Consider the following 14,167-nt stretch of genomic DNA (forward strand, 5'->3'; position numbering starts at 1 on the left):
GGTGGGGGAGCAGCCCGGCAGCCCTGCCAGCTACCCGATGATCGGGAGCGAGATGCCGAGGTTTTGTGCGGCCATGCGGGCCAGCAGAAAGCCGATGATGCCGAGCAGCCATGCCGTGTTCTCGGGGCCGGTCCGCTGCAGCCACGCGGTAAAACGCTGCAGCGGGGCCTCTACCGCCTGCGCCGCCAGGATCCGTGCCCCGAGCAGGATGAGCGCGGGGAGCACCATGACCAGGCAGTAGCCGGCGAGCATCGCGCCTCGCGCAATTGGGGTGAGCGGCGCATCGGCAAGCATGGTCATTCCAATCAGGTACGGGAGCATGCCCGCGAGTTCGATTGTGCCCGCGGCGATTGCCACCCCGGCCACCGCCGCGCCAGATGCGCGGTCATCGAGCAGGCGGGTGCGCCAGCGTATGAGCCGACCGCTTGTGGGTACGGCCCCGTCTGCGAGCTTGCGGCGGCGTGAGTCCGAGACGCCCACCCCGATGCCGCCCAGCAGGAGTGCAATCCCCAGGATCAGTACAAGCGACTGCCCAGCCGCGCTATCGAGCACGGTGCGGCCGAGCTCGATGACGTTCACGAGCCCGAGCGTAAACAGGATGCCGATCGCCAAGTAGAAGCCCGTGATTGTGGCGAGATAGAGCAGGATTCGAGAGCTGCGAGGCCGACCGGGCGCGATGATGAGAAAGAGCGGGATCAGGAGCGTACCGACACTGAGGCCGTCGACGAGTGCGAGGATCGCAAGGGCCGCGGGAAGCGGGAGCGAGGTCAAGATGTCCATGCTTCGAGCCTCGCTGACGTGCCCGGCTGCGCACATCGGCGAAGCGAACGAGGGGGTATCATGCTTTGGTCTGAGGCGGGCAGCCGGGTTTCCTGCTGAGATAGAGCACATGGACGGGGCCGAGCGCGCACCGCGCAGCAGACTGCGCCGCCTCCTCGCCGAGCCCTGGGCCATCGCGCTGCTGTACGCGGTGATCGCGGTACTGCTCGCGGTTCTGGGCTTCGACGGGTTGTGGCGGGACATCTCGCTTATCCCCGACCTGCGAGAGTCGAGCTGGTTGGCGCTCGCCACGGCGCTGCCGGCCGCGGCAACCGTGCTGTTGCGGCGTCGTGCCCCTGGCCTCGGCCTGGCCCTCGCAATCCCCCTGTTCCTCGCGGATATCTTGACCGTGGGCGGGATCGTTCCGATGCTCGTGGTCCTCGAGCACGTCCACGCGCTTACGGTACGACTTCGCCCCCGCCAGCGACAGACTGTGCTCGTCTGGGGGATGGCATCCGTTGCCGCGGCGATGCTGACATTGCTTGCTGTGACGGGAGACCTGCGGCTCGCGAGCATGATCGGCCTGCAGCTCGGTGCCCTGATCGGCATGACGTTCTGGTACGCGAACTCGGTCGCACAGTCCCGTGAGCTTGTGGCGCTCTACAGGCGCCAGGCGGAAGATGCTGAGCGACTCGCTGAGCTGGATCGTGCCAGCGCGGTGCAAGAGGAGCGGGAACGCCTGGCCAGTGAACTGCACGACATTGTCGCTGGACACGTGTCCGCCGTGGCGATCCGCAGCGAAGCAGCGCTGCTCCTGCAAGACGACGGCGGCGCCGCAACTGAATCAGGGGAGCGCGCCGCGCTGCGTGCGGTGCGAGACTCGAGTTTGCAGGCGCACGAGGCCCTCCGCACGATGGTCTCCGTACTTCGCGATGGATCCGCGGTGGGGACAACCCCGCCCGGGCGCGCGCAGCTGCCAGCACTCGTGTCGGAGGCTCGCCGGACGGGGCTCGACGTGCAGTTGCGAGACGCGTGGGTGGGGGAGCTGCCGCCGGTTGTGGATCAAACAATCGGCAGGGTGGTGCAGGAGAGTCTCGCCAATAGCGCGAAGCATGACTTCGGGGCGCACGTGGAGGTGACAATCGCCGGGCAATCGCAGCAGAACGTGAACGGGATGGGGATTCTCGTGTCGGTCGAATCACGCGGCGGGCGTGCGCTCGCACAGCCTGGGCTGCGCGGGAGCGGGATCGGCCTGCCCGGGCTTGCCGAGCGAGTGCGGGCGCTGGGCGGAGAATTCTCTGCTGGCCCGCACGACGGTGGCTGGTTGGTCACGGCACAGCTGCCGGGGACGGAGGATCGGGCATGATCGAACACGGGGCTGCAGCACCGACAGTGGTGATCGCCGATGATCACGCCATGATTCGCGAGGGGCTACGGATGATCCTCGAACGCCAGGGCATCCGCGTCGTCGGAGAGGCGTCAGACGGAGCGGCCGCAGTGCGCAACGCCCGCGCCCTGCGCCCAGACGTTGTGCTCATGGACCTCCGGATGCCCGGCACCGACGGGATCGCGGCGACCCAACAGGTTGTCGGTGAGGGCCTCGCGGAGGTGCTCGTGCTGACGAGCTTCGATGAGGATGAGCTTGTCTTCTCGGCGATCCGAGCCGGGGCGGCGGGCTTTCTCCTGAAGACCACTGAGGCCGTGCCGCTCGCCGACGCCGTCCGCAGGGTCGCCGCTGGCGAAGGGGCGCTCGATCCGCGGGTCACCCGCCGAGCACTCGCCGCCCTCGCAAATGCCCCAGCCCCAGAGCACGCGACACCGCAACTTGCCGGGTTGGAGCTGCTCACCGATCGGGAGCGCGAAGTGCTCACCGCGCTCGCCGCCGGGGACTCCAATTCGCGCATTGGCGTGCGACTGGGGATTGCGCTGCCGACAGTGAAAACGCACGTCTCGAGCATCCTCACGAAGCTGGGTGCCGAAAGCCGCACTCACGCGGTCGCTATGTTACGGGCGGCCGGCCCAGCACGTGGCGTGTCTCCCGTAGAATAGCGAGGCCTGGCTGTCGCGATCGCGCGCCGGCCCCGCTTCGAAAGGACCGTCGTGACCCGTCGTATTCTCCGCTCGCTCGCTGTCACCGCAGCCGCGACCGCCGCGCTCGCTCTCGGCCTGGCCGGGTGCACCGCGCAGCCCGCCGCCGACTCCGAGGGTGGGGCAGCGCAGTCGGCCGACGCGATCCGCATGGGCACGCAGCCGTGGCTCGGCTATGGACAGTGGTATGTCGCGGAAGACCAAGGCTTCTTCACGGACCGCAACGTGAAGGTCGCGCTCTCGAGCTTCAACGCTGACGCCGATGTGAATGCCGCGCTCGCCGCAAACCGGCTCGACATGGCAAATGTGGGCGCACAGGCCGCACTGCAGTTCATCGAGCAGGGGCTGGATGTTTCGATCGTGCTGATGCTCGACTCCGCGACCGAGGCCGATGCGATCCTGAGCGGTGCGGGCGTGACGGACGTCACGGACCTGGCTGGCAAGAAGGTCGCGTTCGAACGCGGTGCGACGAGCGAGATCCTGCTCGCTGAGGCGCTCGATGAGGCCGGGATGAGTTTTGACGACGTTGAGGTCGTTGAAGCCTCGGCCGACAAGGTCGCCCCGATGTTGCTCGCTGGCCGCGTCGACGCTGGCGTGACCTACGAGCCCTACATCAGCGAAGCGCTGGGTGCCGAGAAGGGCGTCGAAGCGCTCGTCACCGCGGGGGAGTACCCGGGCCTCATTACGGACGTCCTGGTGGTGCGCAACGATGTGCTTGATGCGCGTCCGGGCGACGTCGAAGAAGTGCTCGGTGCCTGGGATGACGCGGTTGCATTCACCGCGAAGAACACCGACGAGGGCCGCGCGATCATCGCCGCGGGCGTCGGATCTGATGTGGCCGATCTGGAGACCGCGTTCGACGGTGTGCATTACTACACGCTCGCCGAGAACCGCGAATTGCTGACGGGTGCCTACCTGAACGAGACGCTGCCCGCGCTCGTGGCGGTCGCGGAGCGCATCGGCCTGCTGTCGGCTCCGGTGGACGCACAGTCAGTCATCCGGACTGAATTCCTGGGCGAGTAACCACTCCTGTGAACGCTCGCACCGACGTCGCCCCGGCGCGACCCCGCAGGCGTATCCGCATCGGCGGGCGCCTTTCACGCTCGGCGTACCTCACCACTGCGGTCGCCACGTTTGTTGTGCTGCTTCTGGTGTGGTGGGTCGTGACCGCGCTGGGGCTCGTTGACCCGATGTTCCTCCCGGGCCCGGGCGCGGTGCTTGGTGCCCTCACGGAGCAGGCTGCCAGCGGCGAGTTGTGGGCTGATATCGGGGTGAGTTCGTTCCGGATCCTCGTGGGGTTCTCCCTCGCGACGGTCATGGCGGTCCCCATTGGCACGCTGATGGGCGTGAACGCCCGCATCGAGGCGGCTCTCGAGCCGCTGATGGACTTCATCCGGTATATGCCCGTGGTCGCATTCGTGCCGCTCACGATCGTGTGGGTCGGGATCGACGAGAGTCAGAAGTTCCTCATCATCTGGATGGGTACATTTTTCCAGCAGGTACTGATGGTCGCGGATGCTGTGCGGCGGACGCCACGTACCCTTGTCAGCCTGGGGGAGACGCTGGGGCTGAGCTGGGTGCAGCAGCTCACACGCATCGTCATCCCGGCCGCGCTGCCGCGGATCTGGGACGCGCTCCGCGTCACGCTCGGGTGGGCGTGGACCTGGCTTGTCGTCGCGGAGCTCGTGGCCGCGTCGAGCGGCATGGGGTTCCGGATCACTGTGGCGCAGCGTTTCTTCGAGACCGACCTGATCATTGGCTACGTGTTCGTGCTGGGCATGCTCGGACTGATCCTCGACCAGTTGATGCGCGCCGCCGGGCGTCGCATGTTCGCTTACCAGGAGGGACGCGCGTGAGCGCCTCGCAGACGCCGCCGCGGATCCGCGTGGCCGGCCTGACAAAAACGTTCGGCGAGGTGACCGCGCTGGCCGGGGTCGACCTGGAGGTCGGCGAGAACGAGTTTGTGTCGATCGTGGGAGCCTCAGGCTGCGGTAAGTCGACGCTGCTGTCGCTCATCGCGGGACTCGAGGATCCGAGCTCAGGCACACTCGAGGCCGCGGGGGTCCCGATCACGGGTCCCGGGCGCGACCGTGGTGTGGTGTTCCAACAGGCGACGCTCATGCCGTGGCTGACAGTGCAGCAGAACGTGGAGTTTGCGCTCCGTGGCGAACCCGGTCTCTCTCGCCTTGACCGCGCAGACCGCGCGCGCGAGTTCATCGGTCTCGTGGGGCTTGCCGGTTTCGAACGGGCACATCCGGCGCAGCTCTCCGGAGGCATGCAGCAGCGCGCCGCGCTTGCCCGCTCGCTGAGCTACGGTCCGGACGTGTTGCTGATGGACGAGCCGTTTGGTGCACTGGACGCGCTGACGCGGCGGACGATGCAAGAGCTGTTGCTTGACGTCTGGGAGCAGCACCGGCTCACCGTGCTCCTCGTCACACACGACATCGACGAGGCCGTGGTGACAAGCGACCGAGTCGTGGTGATGAGCCCGCGCCCGGGACGGGTGCAGCGCATCGTGGACGTGCCCATTGCCCGGCCACGCACACTCGCCTCGGAGCGCACCCCCGAGTTCCGCGAGCTGAGCGACGAGATCCTCGCTCTGATCCACGCGGGCAGCCCCGCAGAGTAAGCTTTCGGCAATGAGACCCTTGGTGACGGCGGTAATTGCGGCGATCGAGGCGGCAGCTGCTGCGGCGGTGGGTATTGCCGCCGTGATCGTCCCCGCACTGGTGTTGTGGGCCGTCACGTTCTCGCTGGCCGCGGAGCCCGCGACGGTGTTCGGGGGTGCCGCAGCTACCTGGGCGCTTGCCCATTTCGCCCCGCTCACCCTTGTGCTGGCCCCCGAGATGGCGCTCTCGCTCGGGATGCCCCCGGCCGAGCTCACGTTTGGCCTCAGTCTCGCTCCGCTCGGGGTGACGCTCATCACGGTCCTGCTTGCGGTGCGATCTGGTTCGCGGTTGAGCGCGCGCGGGGGTGCCGGCGGTGCCGGCGTGCTCGGCGGTGCGCTCGGCTTCGGCGGTGCCGCGCTGATCATCGCGCAGCTCGCAGCGCCGTTTCTCACGTGGCCTGTCGGACAGACGGCTGCGGTCGCTGGCCTGGTCTACGGTATTCCGGCTGGCCTCGCGTTCCTGGTGGGCGCGGCGCGGGAGGACCACCCGTGGTGGCGTGCAAGCGTTCGTGCGGTGCAGCGCCGAGTCGAGCAGTGGGGGTGGCCCGGATCGGCCGCGCTTCCCGTGCGCTCCGCCGAGGTATTCCGGCTGACCGGGGCAACGCTTGCGGCGCTGATCGGGCTGGCGGCCGTGGCGGTGACGGTGGCGTTGATCGCCGGCTACAGCGGGATCGTAGCCCTGACCCAGCACCTGCAGCTGGATCCGCTTGGCTCGGCGCTATTGTTCCTCGTCCAGCTCGCACTGCTTCCCATCGCACTGCTCTGGGGGATGGCGTGGCTGATCGGCCCCGGGTTCGCGGTGGGATCAGGGAGTTCGGTGACCCCGTTCGAAACGCTGCTGGGGCCGATGCCCGCGCTCCCGATCTTCGGCGCGATCCCGCAGGGCTGGGATGCCTTGGGCGGCCTCGCGCCGACTCTCGTGGTGCTGACCGGGGTGGGTGTTGCGATCGTGCTGGGGCGCCGTTCTGAGGTGCGCCGCGCGTCCTGGCCCGTGGCCCTGACGATCCCGGTGCTCGCCGCGGTCATGGTGGGGCTTGCGGTCGCCGGCCTGAGCGTGCTCGCAACCGGTGCGCTCGGCCCGGATCGGCTCGCGGAAGCGGGCCCGAGCCCGTGGGTTGTCGGCGGGTTCGCGGCCGCCGAATTGGGAGTGGGCTTGCTGCTGGGAACGGCGGCCGCGCGCATCGACGCGGGCCGCCTGCGGGCCGCAATCCCGGACGGTGTCCCTGACTCGCTCCGCGGGCTGATCGGGGGAGACCGCGCCGATGAGCAACTGACGGAGCCACTTGATGAGGCGCTTCGCGGTCTGCACCCCGAGGAGCGCACCGCGGCGTTCGCCGCCGAGGTGGACCTGGCTTTGGACCTCGCCCGTGCGCCCGAGCCGGAACCATACCCTGCCGAGGGTGTCGGAACTGAGGATTTCGAAACTGAGGATTTCGAAACTGAGGATTTCGAAACTGAGGATTTCGAAACTGAGGATTTCGAAACTGAGGATTTCGAAACTGAGGATTTCGAAACTGAGGATTTCGAAACCCAGGTTCGAGACACCGAAGCTCTCGAAGCCCAGGATTTCGAGCCCGAAGCTCTCGAAGCCGCAGGCGTTGACGCCACCGATGTTAACGCCGACGAAGCTGACGCCGCCGAAGCTGATGCTGCGGAGCTCGACGCCGCGGCCTCCGAAACGGAAGCGTTGCGAGCCTACGAGTGGAACGACACTGTCGATCTGACCCCGGATGCACCGCAGGAGCGCTCGGGTTGGCGCTGGCCGCGCCCCGGACGCTAGGGTAGAGGCGCAATCCACGGGAGTCCCGGCGCGCGGGGCTGAGAGGGAGCACGCGTGCTCTGACCGTTCAACCTGATCTGGTTCATACCAGCGGAGGAAGGGACTCTTCAATGACGCACGCAATTTCTCGGCCCGCCACACGATTCACCCGGATGGCTGCGCTGCCGGCGCTCACCGTCGCTGCCGCGCTGACTCTCGCCGGCTGCACCGCGGGCCCCGCTGGGGAAGGCGACGGCTCGAACGCCGACACACAATCCGTGACCCTCGTGGTGCACGATTCGTTCCCGAACGAGGAATTCGCCGCGGCGGCGAGCACGGCAACCGGGCTCGACGTCACGGTGATTTCGGCGGGAGACGGGGGCGAACTCACGAACAAGCTTGTGCTGACGAAGGGGGCACCTATTGCAGATGCGTTCTTCGGTGTGGACACGATTTTCGCCTCTCGTCTCGTCGATAACGAGGTTGTCGAGCCATACCGCACTGACGGGCTCTCCGAGGGGTTTGCCTCCCTTGCAATCTTCCCGGGCCAGGGCGACGGACCCAGCGTGCAGGATCCGACCCAGGCGTTCGCCCTGACCCCAGTGGATCAGGGTGCCACCTGCATCAATATCGACCCGGCATGGTTTGCGGACAACGGAATCGCGGAGCCGAACAGCTACGAGGACCTGACGAAACCCGAGTACCGCGACCTGACCGTGCTGCTTGATCCGACGGCCTCCTCGACCGGGGCCTCCTTCCTTGTCGGCACCGTCGCAAAGTTTGGCGAGGATGGCTTCGCGGACTACTGGAAGCAGCTCATGGATAACGGGGCCCGCATCGAGCAGGGCTGGAGCGACGCCTATAACGGGCAGTTCACGCAGGGAGGTGGCGACGGCACCAAACCGATCGTCGTGTCCTACGGTTCCTCGCCCGCCTTCACCGTGACCGAGGATGGAAGCGCGACGACAACAAAGGCCCTGCTCGACACGTGCTCGAATCAGGTCGAGTACGCGGGGCTCCTTGCCGGGGCCGAGAATCCCGAGGGTGCCAAGGCTGTGCTTGATTTCCTCGTGTCGAACGAGTTCCAGGCCACGATCGCGGACACGATGTACATGTACCCCGTCGATAGTGAGGTGGCGTTGCCCGAGGCTTGGGAGCGCTTCGCGCCGCTCCCCACGGACGATCAGCTCAATCACCTGTCGAGTGGCGAGATCGAGGCGGGTCGTGAGGGCTGGCTGAAGACCCTGGGTGAGCAGATCGGTCTCTAGCGTGCGCGGTGCGGTGCGCGGCGGTGGGGCCTGGGCGGTTGCCGCCTGGACCCTTGCCGTTGCGTTGCCGCTCGCATTCCTCAGCCTGTTTTTCCTGTGGCCGGTGTTGTCGCTCGTGGCCACGGGCTTTAGTGCGGAGGGCCGGCTCGATCTGAGCGGGATCCCGGAAGTGTTCGGGGCACCGCGAACCTGGCGGGTGATCGGTCAGACGCTCGCGCAGGCGAGTCTCGCCACGCTCCTCTCCCTTGCGCTCGGGGTTCCGGCAGCGTACGTGCTGTACCGGCTCGAGTTTCGCGGGCGCGCCCTGCTGCAGGGTCTCATGACGGTGCCGTTTGTCCTTCCCACCGTGGTTGTGGGCGTGGCGTTCTCGGCCCTGCTGGGCCCGGGTGGACCGCTGGAGTTTCTGGGGCTCGAACGGAGCCTCGTCACGATCGTTGCGGCCCTCGCGTTTTTCAACGTGACGGTGGTCGCCCGCACGGTGGGGAGTTTCTGGGCCAGGCTCGATGAGAGCGGCAACCATGCGGCGCAGGTGCTGGGGGCGAGCCCCGTCCGCGCCTGGTGCACGGTGACGTTCCCGGCACTCTCACCCGCGCTCGCGTCCGCTGCGGCGCTCGTGTTTCTGTTCTGCTCCACATCGTTCGGAATTGTCCTGATCCTCGGTGGTCGCGAGTACGCGAACGTCGAGACCGAGATCTACCGAATGACCGTGCAGTTCCTGGACCTGCGCGGGGCCGCAGTGCTGTCGGTCGCGCAGTTTGTGCTCGTGGGAGCCGTACTTCTTGTGTCTGCGCGGCTGCGCGCGGCCGGGGAGCGGGCAGTGCAGCTGCGCCCGGAGGGAATCCGGAACCGCCGCGTGCAATGGCGCGACATCCCGCTGCTGTTCGTGTTCGGGGCCACCGTGGCGCTGCTCCACCTGGCCCCGATCATTACCCTCGTCGCGCGTTCCCTCCGCTCAGCCACGGGGGAGTGGACGATCGCGAACTATCAGGCGCTCGTGCACCCTCCGCCCGAGTTTCCGCTGACGGGTTCCGTGCTGCAGGCAATCTGGTTGTCGTGCCGGATCGCCGCCGTTGCCGCGCTCATTGCGATGGTGCTGGGGATCCTGATCGCGTTCGTTCTCTCGCGCCGTCCTGCATCCCGGATTGCGCGGCGTGGGCAGAGCCTGTTCGACGCGGTTGTTATGTTGCCGCTGGGCGTGTCGGCGGTCACCCTCGGGTTTGGGCTGCTCCTCACCATGCATCGCCCGCTCGGGATCGGCCTGGACCTGCGGACTTCAACAGTGCTGATCCCCATCGCACAAGCGCTTGTGGCGCTCCCGCTGGTGGTGCGGGTGCTCCTGCCCGTGTTGCGCGGGATCGATCCCACCCTGCGATTCGCCGCGACGATTCTCGGCGCGAGCGGGGGAACTGTGCTGCGGACAATCGATCTTCCGCTGCTTGGTCGCTCAGTCGGACTTGCGCTCGGCTTCGCGTTTGCGGCCTCGCTTGGCGAGTTTGGCGCGACATCGTTCCTCGTCCGGCCAGGCGAGCAAACGTTGCCCGTGGCTATCGCTGAGCTGATCGGGCACCAAGCTCCCGGCGCCTACGGTGCCGGACTCGCGGGCGCGGCCACCCTCGGCGTAGTGACCGCCGCCGCTATGCTCGGATTCGAGCGGCTACGTGCGGGCGGCTCGGTTCGCGTCTCAGGCCAACGAGGTGCCGGGGACGGATCGAAGGGGGAGTGGTAAATGAGCGTGCACGAACTCGATGCCATCGTAATTGACGGGCGGTCCGGATCCGGGAAGACGTCCCTGGCGGACCGCCTTGCTGCGCGTCTGCGCAGTGCCGGACACGACGCGCAGATCCTGCGTGTTGAAGACCTGTACCCCGGGTGGGACGGCCTCGCGGAAGGATCCCGATCCGTTGCTGACGCGCTCAAATCCGGGCGCTATCGCCGCTACGACTGGGAAATGGGCGAGTTCTCGGAGCACGTCGATATCGCCCCTGACACGACCCTCATTGTCGAGGGGTGCGGGGCCGTCACCGAGGAGAACCTCGCAGCGGTGCACGAGTGGTCTCGTGAGCACGGGCCACGCGCCTCGCGCGGGACACCCCATACTCCTGACGCCGTGTGGAGCGTGTGGCTTGATCTCCCGGAAGACGAACGGCGGGCGCGCGCCCTGGAACGGGATGGGGACACCTTCGCTCCGCACTGGGACCGGTGGGCTGCGCAGGAAGAGGCACACTTCGCCGAGCATGAGCCGTGGGAACTCGCCCACGAGACACTGCGCGGCTGATCGCGATCTCTGAGTCGCGCGGATGGCGGAGCCGCGGCACCCGGCAGTCCGAAGCCCGGGTACACTGGAGTCGTGCTGAAACTCGCAGTTCTGATCTCCGGCGGCGGCAGTAATCTCAAGGCGTTGCTTGACGCTGCGGCGAACCCGGAGTTCCCCGCTGAGATCGTGTGCGTCGGATCCGACACCGACGCTCCCGGACTTGCGTATGCGAGCGAGGCAGGCATCCCGACCTTCGTGGTCCGCCCCGCAGATTACGACTCGCGCGAGGAATGGGGGCAGGTCCTTGCCGCTGCGATCCAGGAACACGGGGTCGGGACCGGACCGCACCCGGGCCTCGTGGTGTCCGCAGGCTTGATGCGGATCCTGCCCGGCGGGTTTGTGCGCTGGTTCTCACCGCATCTCATCAACACCCATCCGGCACTGCTGCCCGCGTTCCCCGGGGCGCACGCCGTCCGGGATGCGCTGGCCGCTGGCGTGACCGAAACTGGCGTCACCGTGCACGTGATCGACGAGGGCGTCGATACGGGGCCGGTGCTGCGGCAGGTTGCGGTGTCCGTGCTCCCGGGCGACTCGGAGGACGCACTCCACGAGCGGATCAAGCGCGAGGAGCGCCCCTTGCTCGTGGAAACCGTGCGCGAGATCGCCACGGGCACGCTCGACCTTGCCGCCGCGGCGGCAGCCCGCCCCTAACGACCACCCACCACACCACCCCAAGGAGCACGATGGCAGTCCAGAGCCACGACCCCAGCCTCTACGAGCATCGCGACCAGGTCCCGGTCCGGCGTGCACTCATCTCTGTGAGTGACAAGACCCGGCTGCTCGACCTCGCGAGCGCGCTCGCTGCGGCGGGGGTGGAGATCGTATCGACCGGTTCCACCGCGTCGACGATCCGTGAGGCGGGACACGCCGTCACCGATGTGGCCGAGGTCACCGGATTCGCTGAGGCACTCGATGGTCGCGTGAAGACGCTGCACCCCGCTGTGCACTCCGGTCTGCTCGCCGATCTTCGGCTCGCCGACCACCGTGCCCAGCTGGAGCAGCTCGGCTTCGCGCCCTTCGAGCTTGTTGTGGTCAACCTGTACCCGTTCGAGGAGACCGTCGCGTCCGGCAAGCCCGCTGCAGACGTGATCGAGAACGTGGACATCGGAGGGCCCGCGATGGTCCGCGCCACCGCGAAGAACCACGCGAACGCCGCAATCGTTGTCTCGCCCGCGCGCTACGACGAGGTGATCTCGGCAGTGCAGGCCGGTGGCACCACGCTCGAGCTGCGCCGCTCGCTTGCCACCGAGGCGTTTGTGCACACCGCACAGTATGATGCCGCCGTCGCGAACTGGTTCCTGGACCAGGAGGATCTGGGCTGGGGTGCCGCTCCGGTGCTGCCGGAGGCCGAGGACACCGGCGACGAGATCGACAGCATCTTTGCCGAAACTGACGGCTACGTTGGCTACGAGGTGTTCGGGCTGCGCGAGGCTGTACTGCGCTACGGCGAAAACAGCCACCAGCGCGCGGCGTTGTTCACCGAGAACGAGGGGGCGGGGATCGCACAGGCGAGCCAGCTCCACGGCAAAGAAATGTCGTACAACAACTACGTGGACGCGGATGCCGCGCTGCGGGCCGCGTACGACCACGAGCGCCCCGCCGTCGCGATCATCAAGCACGCAAACCCCTGTGGCGTTGCCGTAGCACCCGAGGGTGCCGCGGATCCCATTGCTGCCGCGCACAAGCTCGCACACGCCTGCGATCCGGTGTCTGCGTTTGGCGGCGTGATCGCCGCAAACCGCACCGTCACCCAGGAGATGGCCGAGACTGTCGCCGACATCTTCACTGAGGTCGTCGTGGCACCCGGCTTCGAGCCGGAGGCACTCGCGATCCTCAGCCAGAAGAAGAACATCCGTCTGCTCGTCCTGCCCAACGACTTCGAGCCGAACCCTGTCGAAATGCGCCAAGTTTCGGGCGGTTTCCTGCTCCAGGACGCCGACCGCCACTTTGCGGCAGCGAGCGACTGGGAGCTCGCGACGGGCACCCCGGTGGATGCCGAGACGCTTGCCGAACTTGAGTTCGCGTGGCGCGCGTGCCGCGCGGTGAAGTCGAACGGCATCATTCTGACACACGGCGGCGCATCCGTCGGCGTGGGCATGGGTCAGGTGAACCGCGTTGATTCGTGCCGCCTTGCGGTGGAACGTGCCGGCGACCGCGCCGCAGGATCCGTGGCCGCGTCCGACGCCTTCTTCCCCTTTGCGGACGGCCTGCAGGTGCTCTTGGACGCCGGCGTGCGCGCGGTTGTGCAGCCGGGTGGTTCCGTGCGCGATGCCGAGGTCATCGCGGCGGCAGAGGCCGCCGGAGTGGCGATGTACTTCACGGGAGAACGTCACTTCTTCCACTAATCGTTCGCGGGCCCGAGCCCGCGCCGTCCCGCACACCCGTGTCGGGAGACTCACTCGCAGGGATGGAAAGGGAACACTGTCATGGAAATTGTGAAGGGCATCCTCGTGGTGCTGCACCTCGTCGGATTCGGCGCGGTCTTCGGCAGCACACTGGCGCAGTTGTCGCTCGTGAGGGAAGCGCGTGCGCGCATTACGCCGGGCATCCTGCACGGAGCGAATCTGCTGTTCGTCACCGGACTGCTGATCGTTGGATCGATCTACATGATGGGCGGCTCGCCGAACAACATGAAGATCGGTGTCAAGACGCTCGTGCTCATCGTGCTGATCGTCGTGATCCTTATGAATCGCAAGAAGGACAACGTGCCGGCCGGGGTGCTCGGCGCGATCGCCGGATTGTCACTTGTCAACGTCGCGCTGGCGGTGCTCTGGCACTAGGGCCAAATACAAACGGGGCGCGGGATCATGTGATCCCGCGCCCCGCTTGTATGTTCCGGGTTACTTCGCCCGCTCGAGTGTTCCAATCTCATCACCGGACTCGTTCCGCACGCTCAGGGTGTCACCCTGCACGGTTCCCGTGTGCGCCTGCGCCAGCCAGGTGTCGACGTCCTCGCAGAACATCATCGTCGAGTGCATGACTCCGAAATCGATGGTGCCATTCTCGAGCGTGTAGGAGCCGCCGATCACGTTGCAGCCGTCGCTCCCGCTGTAGTCGCCACTCGTGCCGTCGGCAACGGCGGTGAATGTGAGCGAGGGCTCGCCCCGGGTCTCGAGCGTGCCCCACGCCCCATCGACTGCCCCGGAGGCACCTGGGTTCGCGCAGGAGGCAAGGAGCAGGGCAGCAACGGTCGCGGTAAGCGCGCCGGCGATTCGCAAGATCGGAGTCTTCATACTCTCATCGTAGGACGAGAGCGGGCCGCCGCGGGTGAGAAATTCCCGCGGCGGCCCGCTCTCGTTGTCTATCTGGTG

The 14,167-nt window shown here is 67.2% G+C and carries 14 protein-coding genes and 1 riboswitch; of the genes, 12 read left to right on the forward strand and 2 right to left on the reverse strand.

Annotated features, from left to right (window positions below; genetic code table 11):
* Nucleotides 1-30: 30 nt before the first annotated feature.
* Nucleotides 31-780: a GAP family protein gene (locus FM113_RS15340; protein WP_087015703.1), complete on the reverse strand. Its 750-nt coding sequence runs from the start codon at nt 778-780 to the stop codon at nt 31-33.
* A gap of 109 nt (nt 781-889) precedes the next feature.
* On the opposite strand from FM113_RS15340, the gene FM113_RS15345 reads away from it, so the two are divergent.
* From FM113_RS15345 to FM113_RS15400, 12 genes are all read left to right on the forward strand, one after another.
* The gene (locus tag FM113_RS15345; RefSeq protein ID WP_176387257.1) at nt 890-2,125 is read left to right on the forward strand and encodes a sensor histidine kinase; all 1,236 of its coding nucleotides are present in this window, start codon (nt 890-892) and stop codon (nt 2,123-2,125) included.
* A complete protein-coding gene (locus FM113_RS15350; RefSeq protein WP_087015705.1) occupies nt 2,122-2,808 on the forward strand; it encodes a response regulator transcription factor in 687 nt (228 codons plus the stop codon). Before FM113_RS15345 ends, FM113_RS15350 begins: the two co-directional genes overlap by 4 nt.
* Before the next feature lie 51 nt (nt 2,809-2,859).
* Nucleotides 2,860-3,870, forward strand: a complete 1,011-nt coding sequence (locus FM113_RS15355) for an ABC transporter substrate-binding protein (protein ID WP_087015706.1) — start codon at nt 2,860-2,862, stop codon at nt 3,868-3,870.
* 8 nt (nt 3,871-3,878) lie between these two features.
* Nucleotides 3,879-4,703, forward strand: coding sequence for an ABC transporter permease (locus FM113_RS15360; RefSeq protein ID WP_087015707.1), 825 nt, complete (start codon nt 3,879-3,881; stop codon nt 4,701-4,703).
* Nucleotides 4,700-5,476: an ABC transporter ATP-binding protein gene (locus FM113_RS15365; RefSeq protein WP_087015708.1), complete on the forward strand. Its 777-nt coding sequence runs from the start codon at nt 4,700-4,702 to the stop codon at nt 5,474-5,476. Before FM113_RS15360 ends, FM113_RS15365 begins: the two co-directional genes overlap by 4 nt.
* Before the next feature lie 10 nt (nt 5,477-5,486).
* A complete protein-coding gene (locus tag FM113_RS15370) occupies nt 5,487-7,295 on the forward strand; it encodes a DUF6350 family protein (RefSeq protein ID WP_140393389.1) in 1,809 nt (602 codons plus the stop codon).
* 6 nt (nt 7,296-7,301) lie between these two features.
* A riboswitch (TPP riboswitch) is annotated at nt 7,302-7,412 on the forward strand.
* Nucleotides 7,406-8,542 carry a thiamine ABC transporter substrate binding subunit gene (locus FM113_RS15375; protein ID WP_087015710.1) on the forward strand — a complete coding sequence of 379 codons (1,137 nt, stop codon included), beginning with the start codon at nt 7,406-7,408 and terminating at the stop codon, nt 8,540-8,542. Its footprint overlaps the riboswitch before it by 7 nt.
* Nucleotides 8,523-10,268: an iron ABC transporter permease gene (locus FM113_RS15380; RefSeq protein WP_254909041.1), complete on the forward strand. Its 1,746-nt coding sequence runs from the start codon at nt 8,523-8,525 to the stop codon at nt 10,266-10,268. Before FM113_RS15375 ends, FM113_RS15380 begins: the two co-directional genes overlap by 20 nt.
* Nucleotides 10,269-10,817, forward strand: a complete 549-nt coding sequence (locus FM113_RS15385) for an AAA family ATPase (protein ID WP_087015711.1) — start codon at nt 10,269-10,271, stop codon at nt 10,815-10,817.
* A gap of 72 nt (nt 10,818-10,889) precedes the next feature.
* Nucleotides 10,890-11,507, forward strand: coding sequence for a phosphoribosylglycinamide formyltransferase (gene purN, locus FM113_RS15390; RefSeq protein WP_087015712.1), 618 nt, complete (start codon nt 10,890-10,892; stop codon nt 11,505-11,507).
* A gap of 32 nt (nt 11,508-11,539) precedes the next feature.
* Nucleotides 11,540-13,201 carry a bifunctional phosphoribosylaminoimidazolecarboxamide formyltransferase/IMP cyclohydrolase gene (gene purH, locus FM113_RS15395; protein ID WP_087015713.1) on the forward strand — a complete coding sequence of 554 codons (1,662 nt, stop codon included), beginning with the start codon at nt 11,540-11,542 and terminating at the stop codon, nt 13,199-13,201.
* Between the two features lie 81 nt (nt 13,202-13,282).
* Complete coding sequence (locus tag FM113_RS15400) at nt 13,283-13,636, forward strand: hypothetical protein (protein WP_087015714.1); 354 nt, start codon at nt 13,283-13,285, stop codon at nt 13,634-13,636.
* A 60-nt stretch (nt 13,637-13,696) separates the two neighbouring features.
* On the opposite strand, the gene FM113_RS15405 is transcribed toward FM113_RS15400, so the two are convergent.
* On the reverse strand, nt 13,697-14,089 hold the full coding sequence (locus FM113_RS15405; RefSeq protein WP_176387258.1) for an META domain-containing protein: 393 nt from the start codon (nt 14,087-14,089) through the stop codon (nt 13,697-13,699).
* Nucleotides 14,090-14,167: the final 78 nt, after the last annotated feature.

This window comes from Leucobacter sp. 7(1) (assembly GCF_900163635.1).
In the GTDB taxonomy this organism is placed as follows: domain Bacteria; phylum Actinomycetota; class Actinomycetes; order Actinomycetales; family Microbacteriaceae; genus Leucobacter.

Excerpts from the sequence above, each read along its gene's own strand:
- FM113_RS15340 (WP_087015703.1), bottom strand. The coding sequence starts at position 780 with ATGGACATCTTGACCTCGCTCCCGCTTCCCGCGGCCCTTGCGATCCTC.
- FM113_RS15345 (WP_176387257.1), top strand. The coding sequence starts at position 890 with ATGGACGGGGCCGAGCGCGCACCGCGCAGCAGACTGCGCCGCCTCCTC.
- FM113_RS15350 (WP_087015705.1), top strand. The coding sequence starts at position 2,122 with ATGATCGAACACGGGGCTGCAGCACCGACAGTGGTGATCGCCGATGAT.
- FM113_RS15370 (WP_140393389.1), top strand. The coding sequence starts at position 5,487 with ATGAGACCCTTGGTGACGGCGGTAATTGCGGCGATCGAGGCGGCAGCT.
- FM113_RS15375 (WP_087015710.1), top strand. The coding sequence starts at position 7,406 with ATGACGCACGCAATTTCTCGGCCCGCCACACGATTCACCCGGATGGCT.
- FM113_RS15385 (WP_087015711.1), top strand. The coding sequence starts at position 10,269 with ATGAGCGTGCACGAACTCGATGCCATCGTAATTGACGGGCGGTCCGGA.
- purH (WP_087015713.1), top strand. The coding sequence starts at position 11,540 with ATGGCAGTCCAGAGCCACGACCCCAGCCTCTACGAGCATCGCGACCAG.
- FM113_RS15400 (WP_087015714.1), top strand. The coding sequence starts at position 13,283 with ATGGAAATTGTGAAGGGCATCCTCGTGGTGCTGCACCTCGTCGGATTC.
- FM113_RS15405 (WP_176387258.1), bottom strand. The coding sequence starts at position 14,089 with ATGAAGACTCCGATCTTGCGAATCGCCGGCGCGCTTACCGCGACCGTT.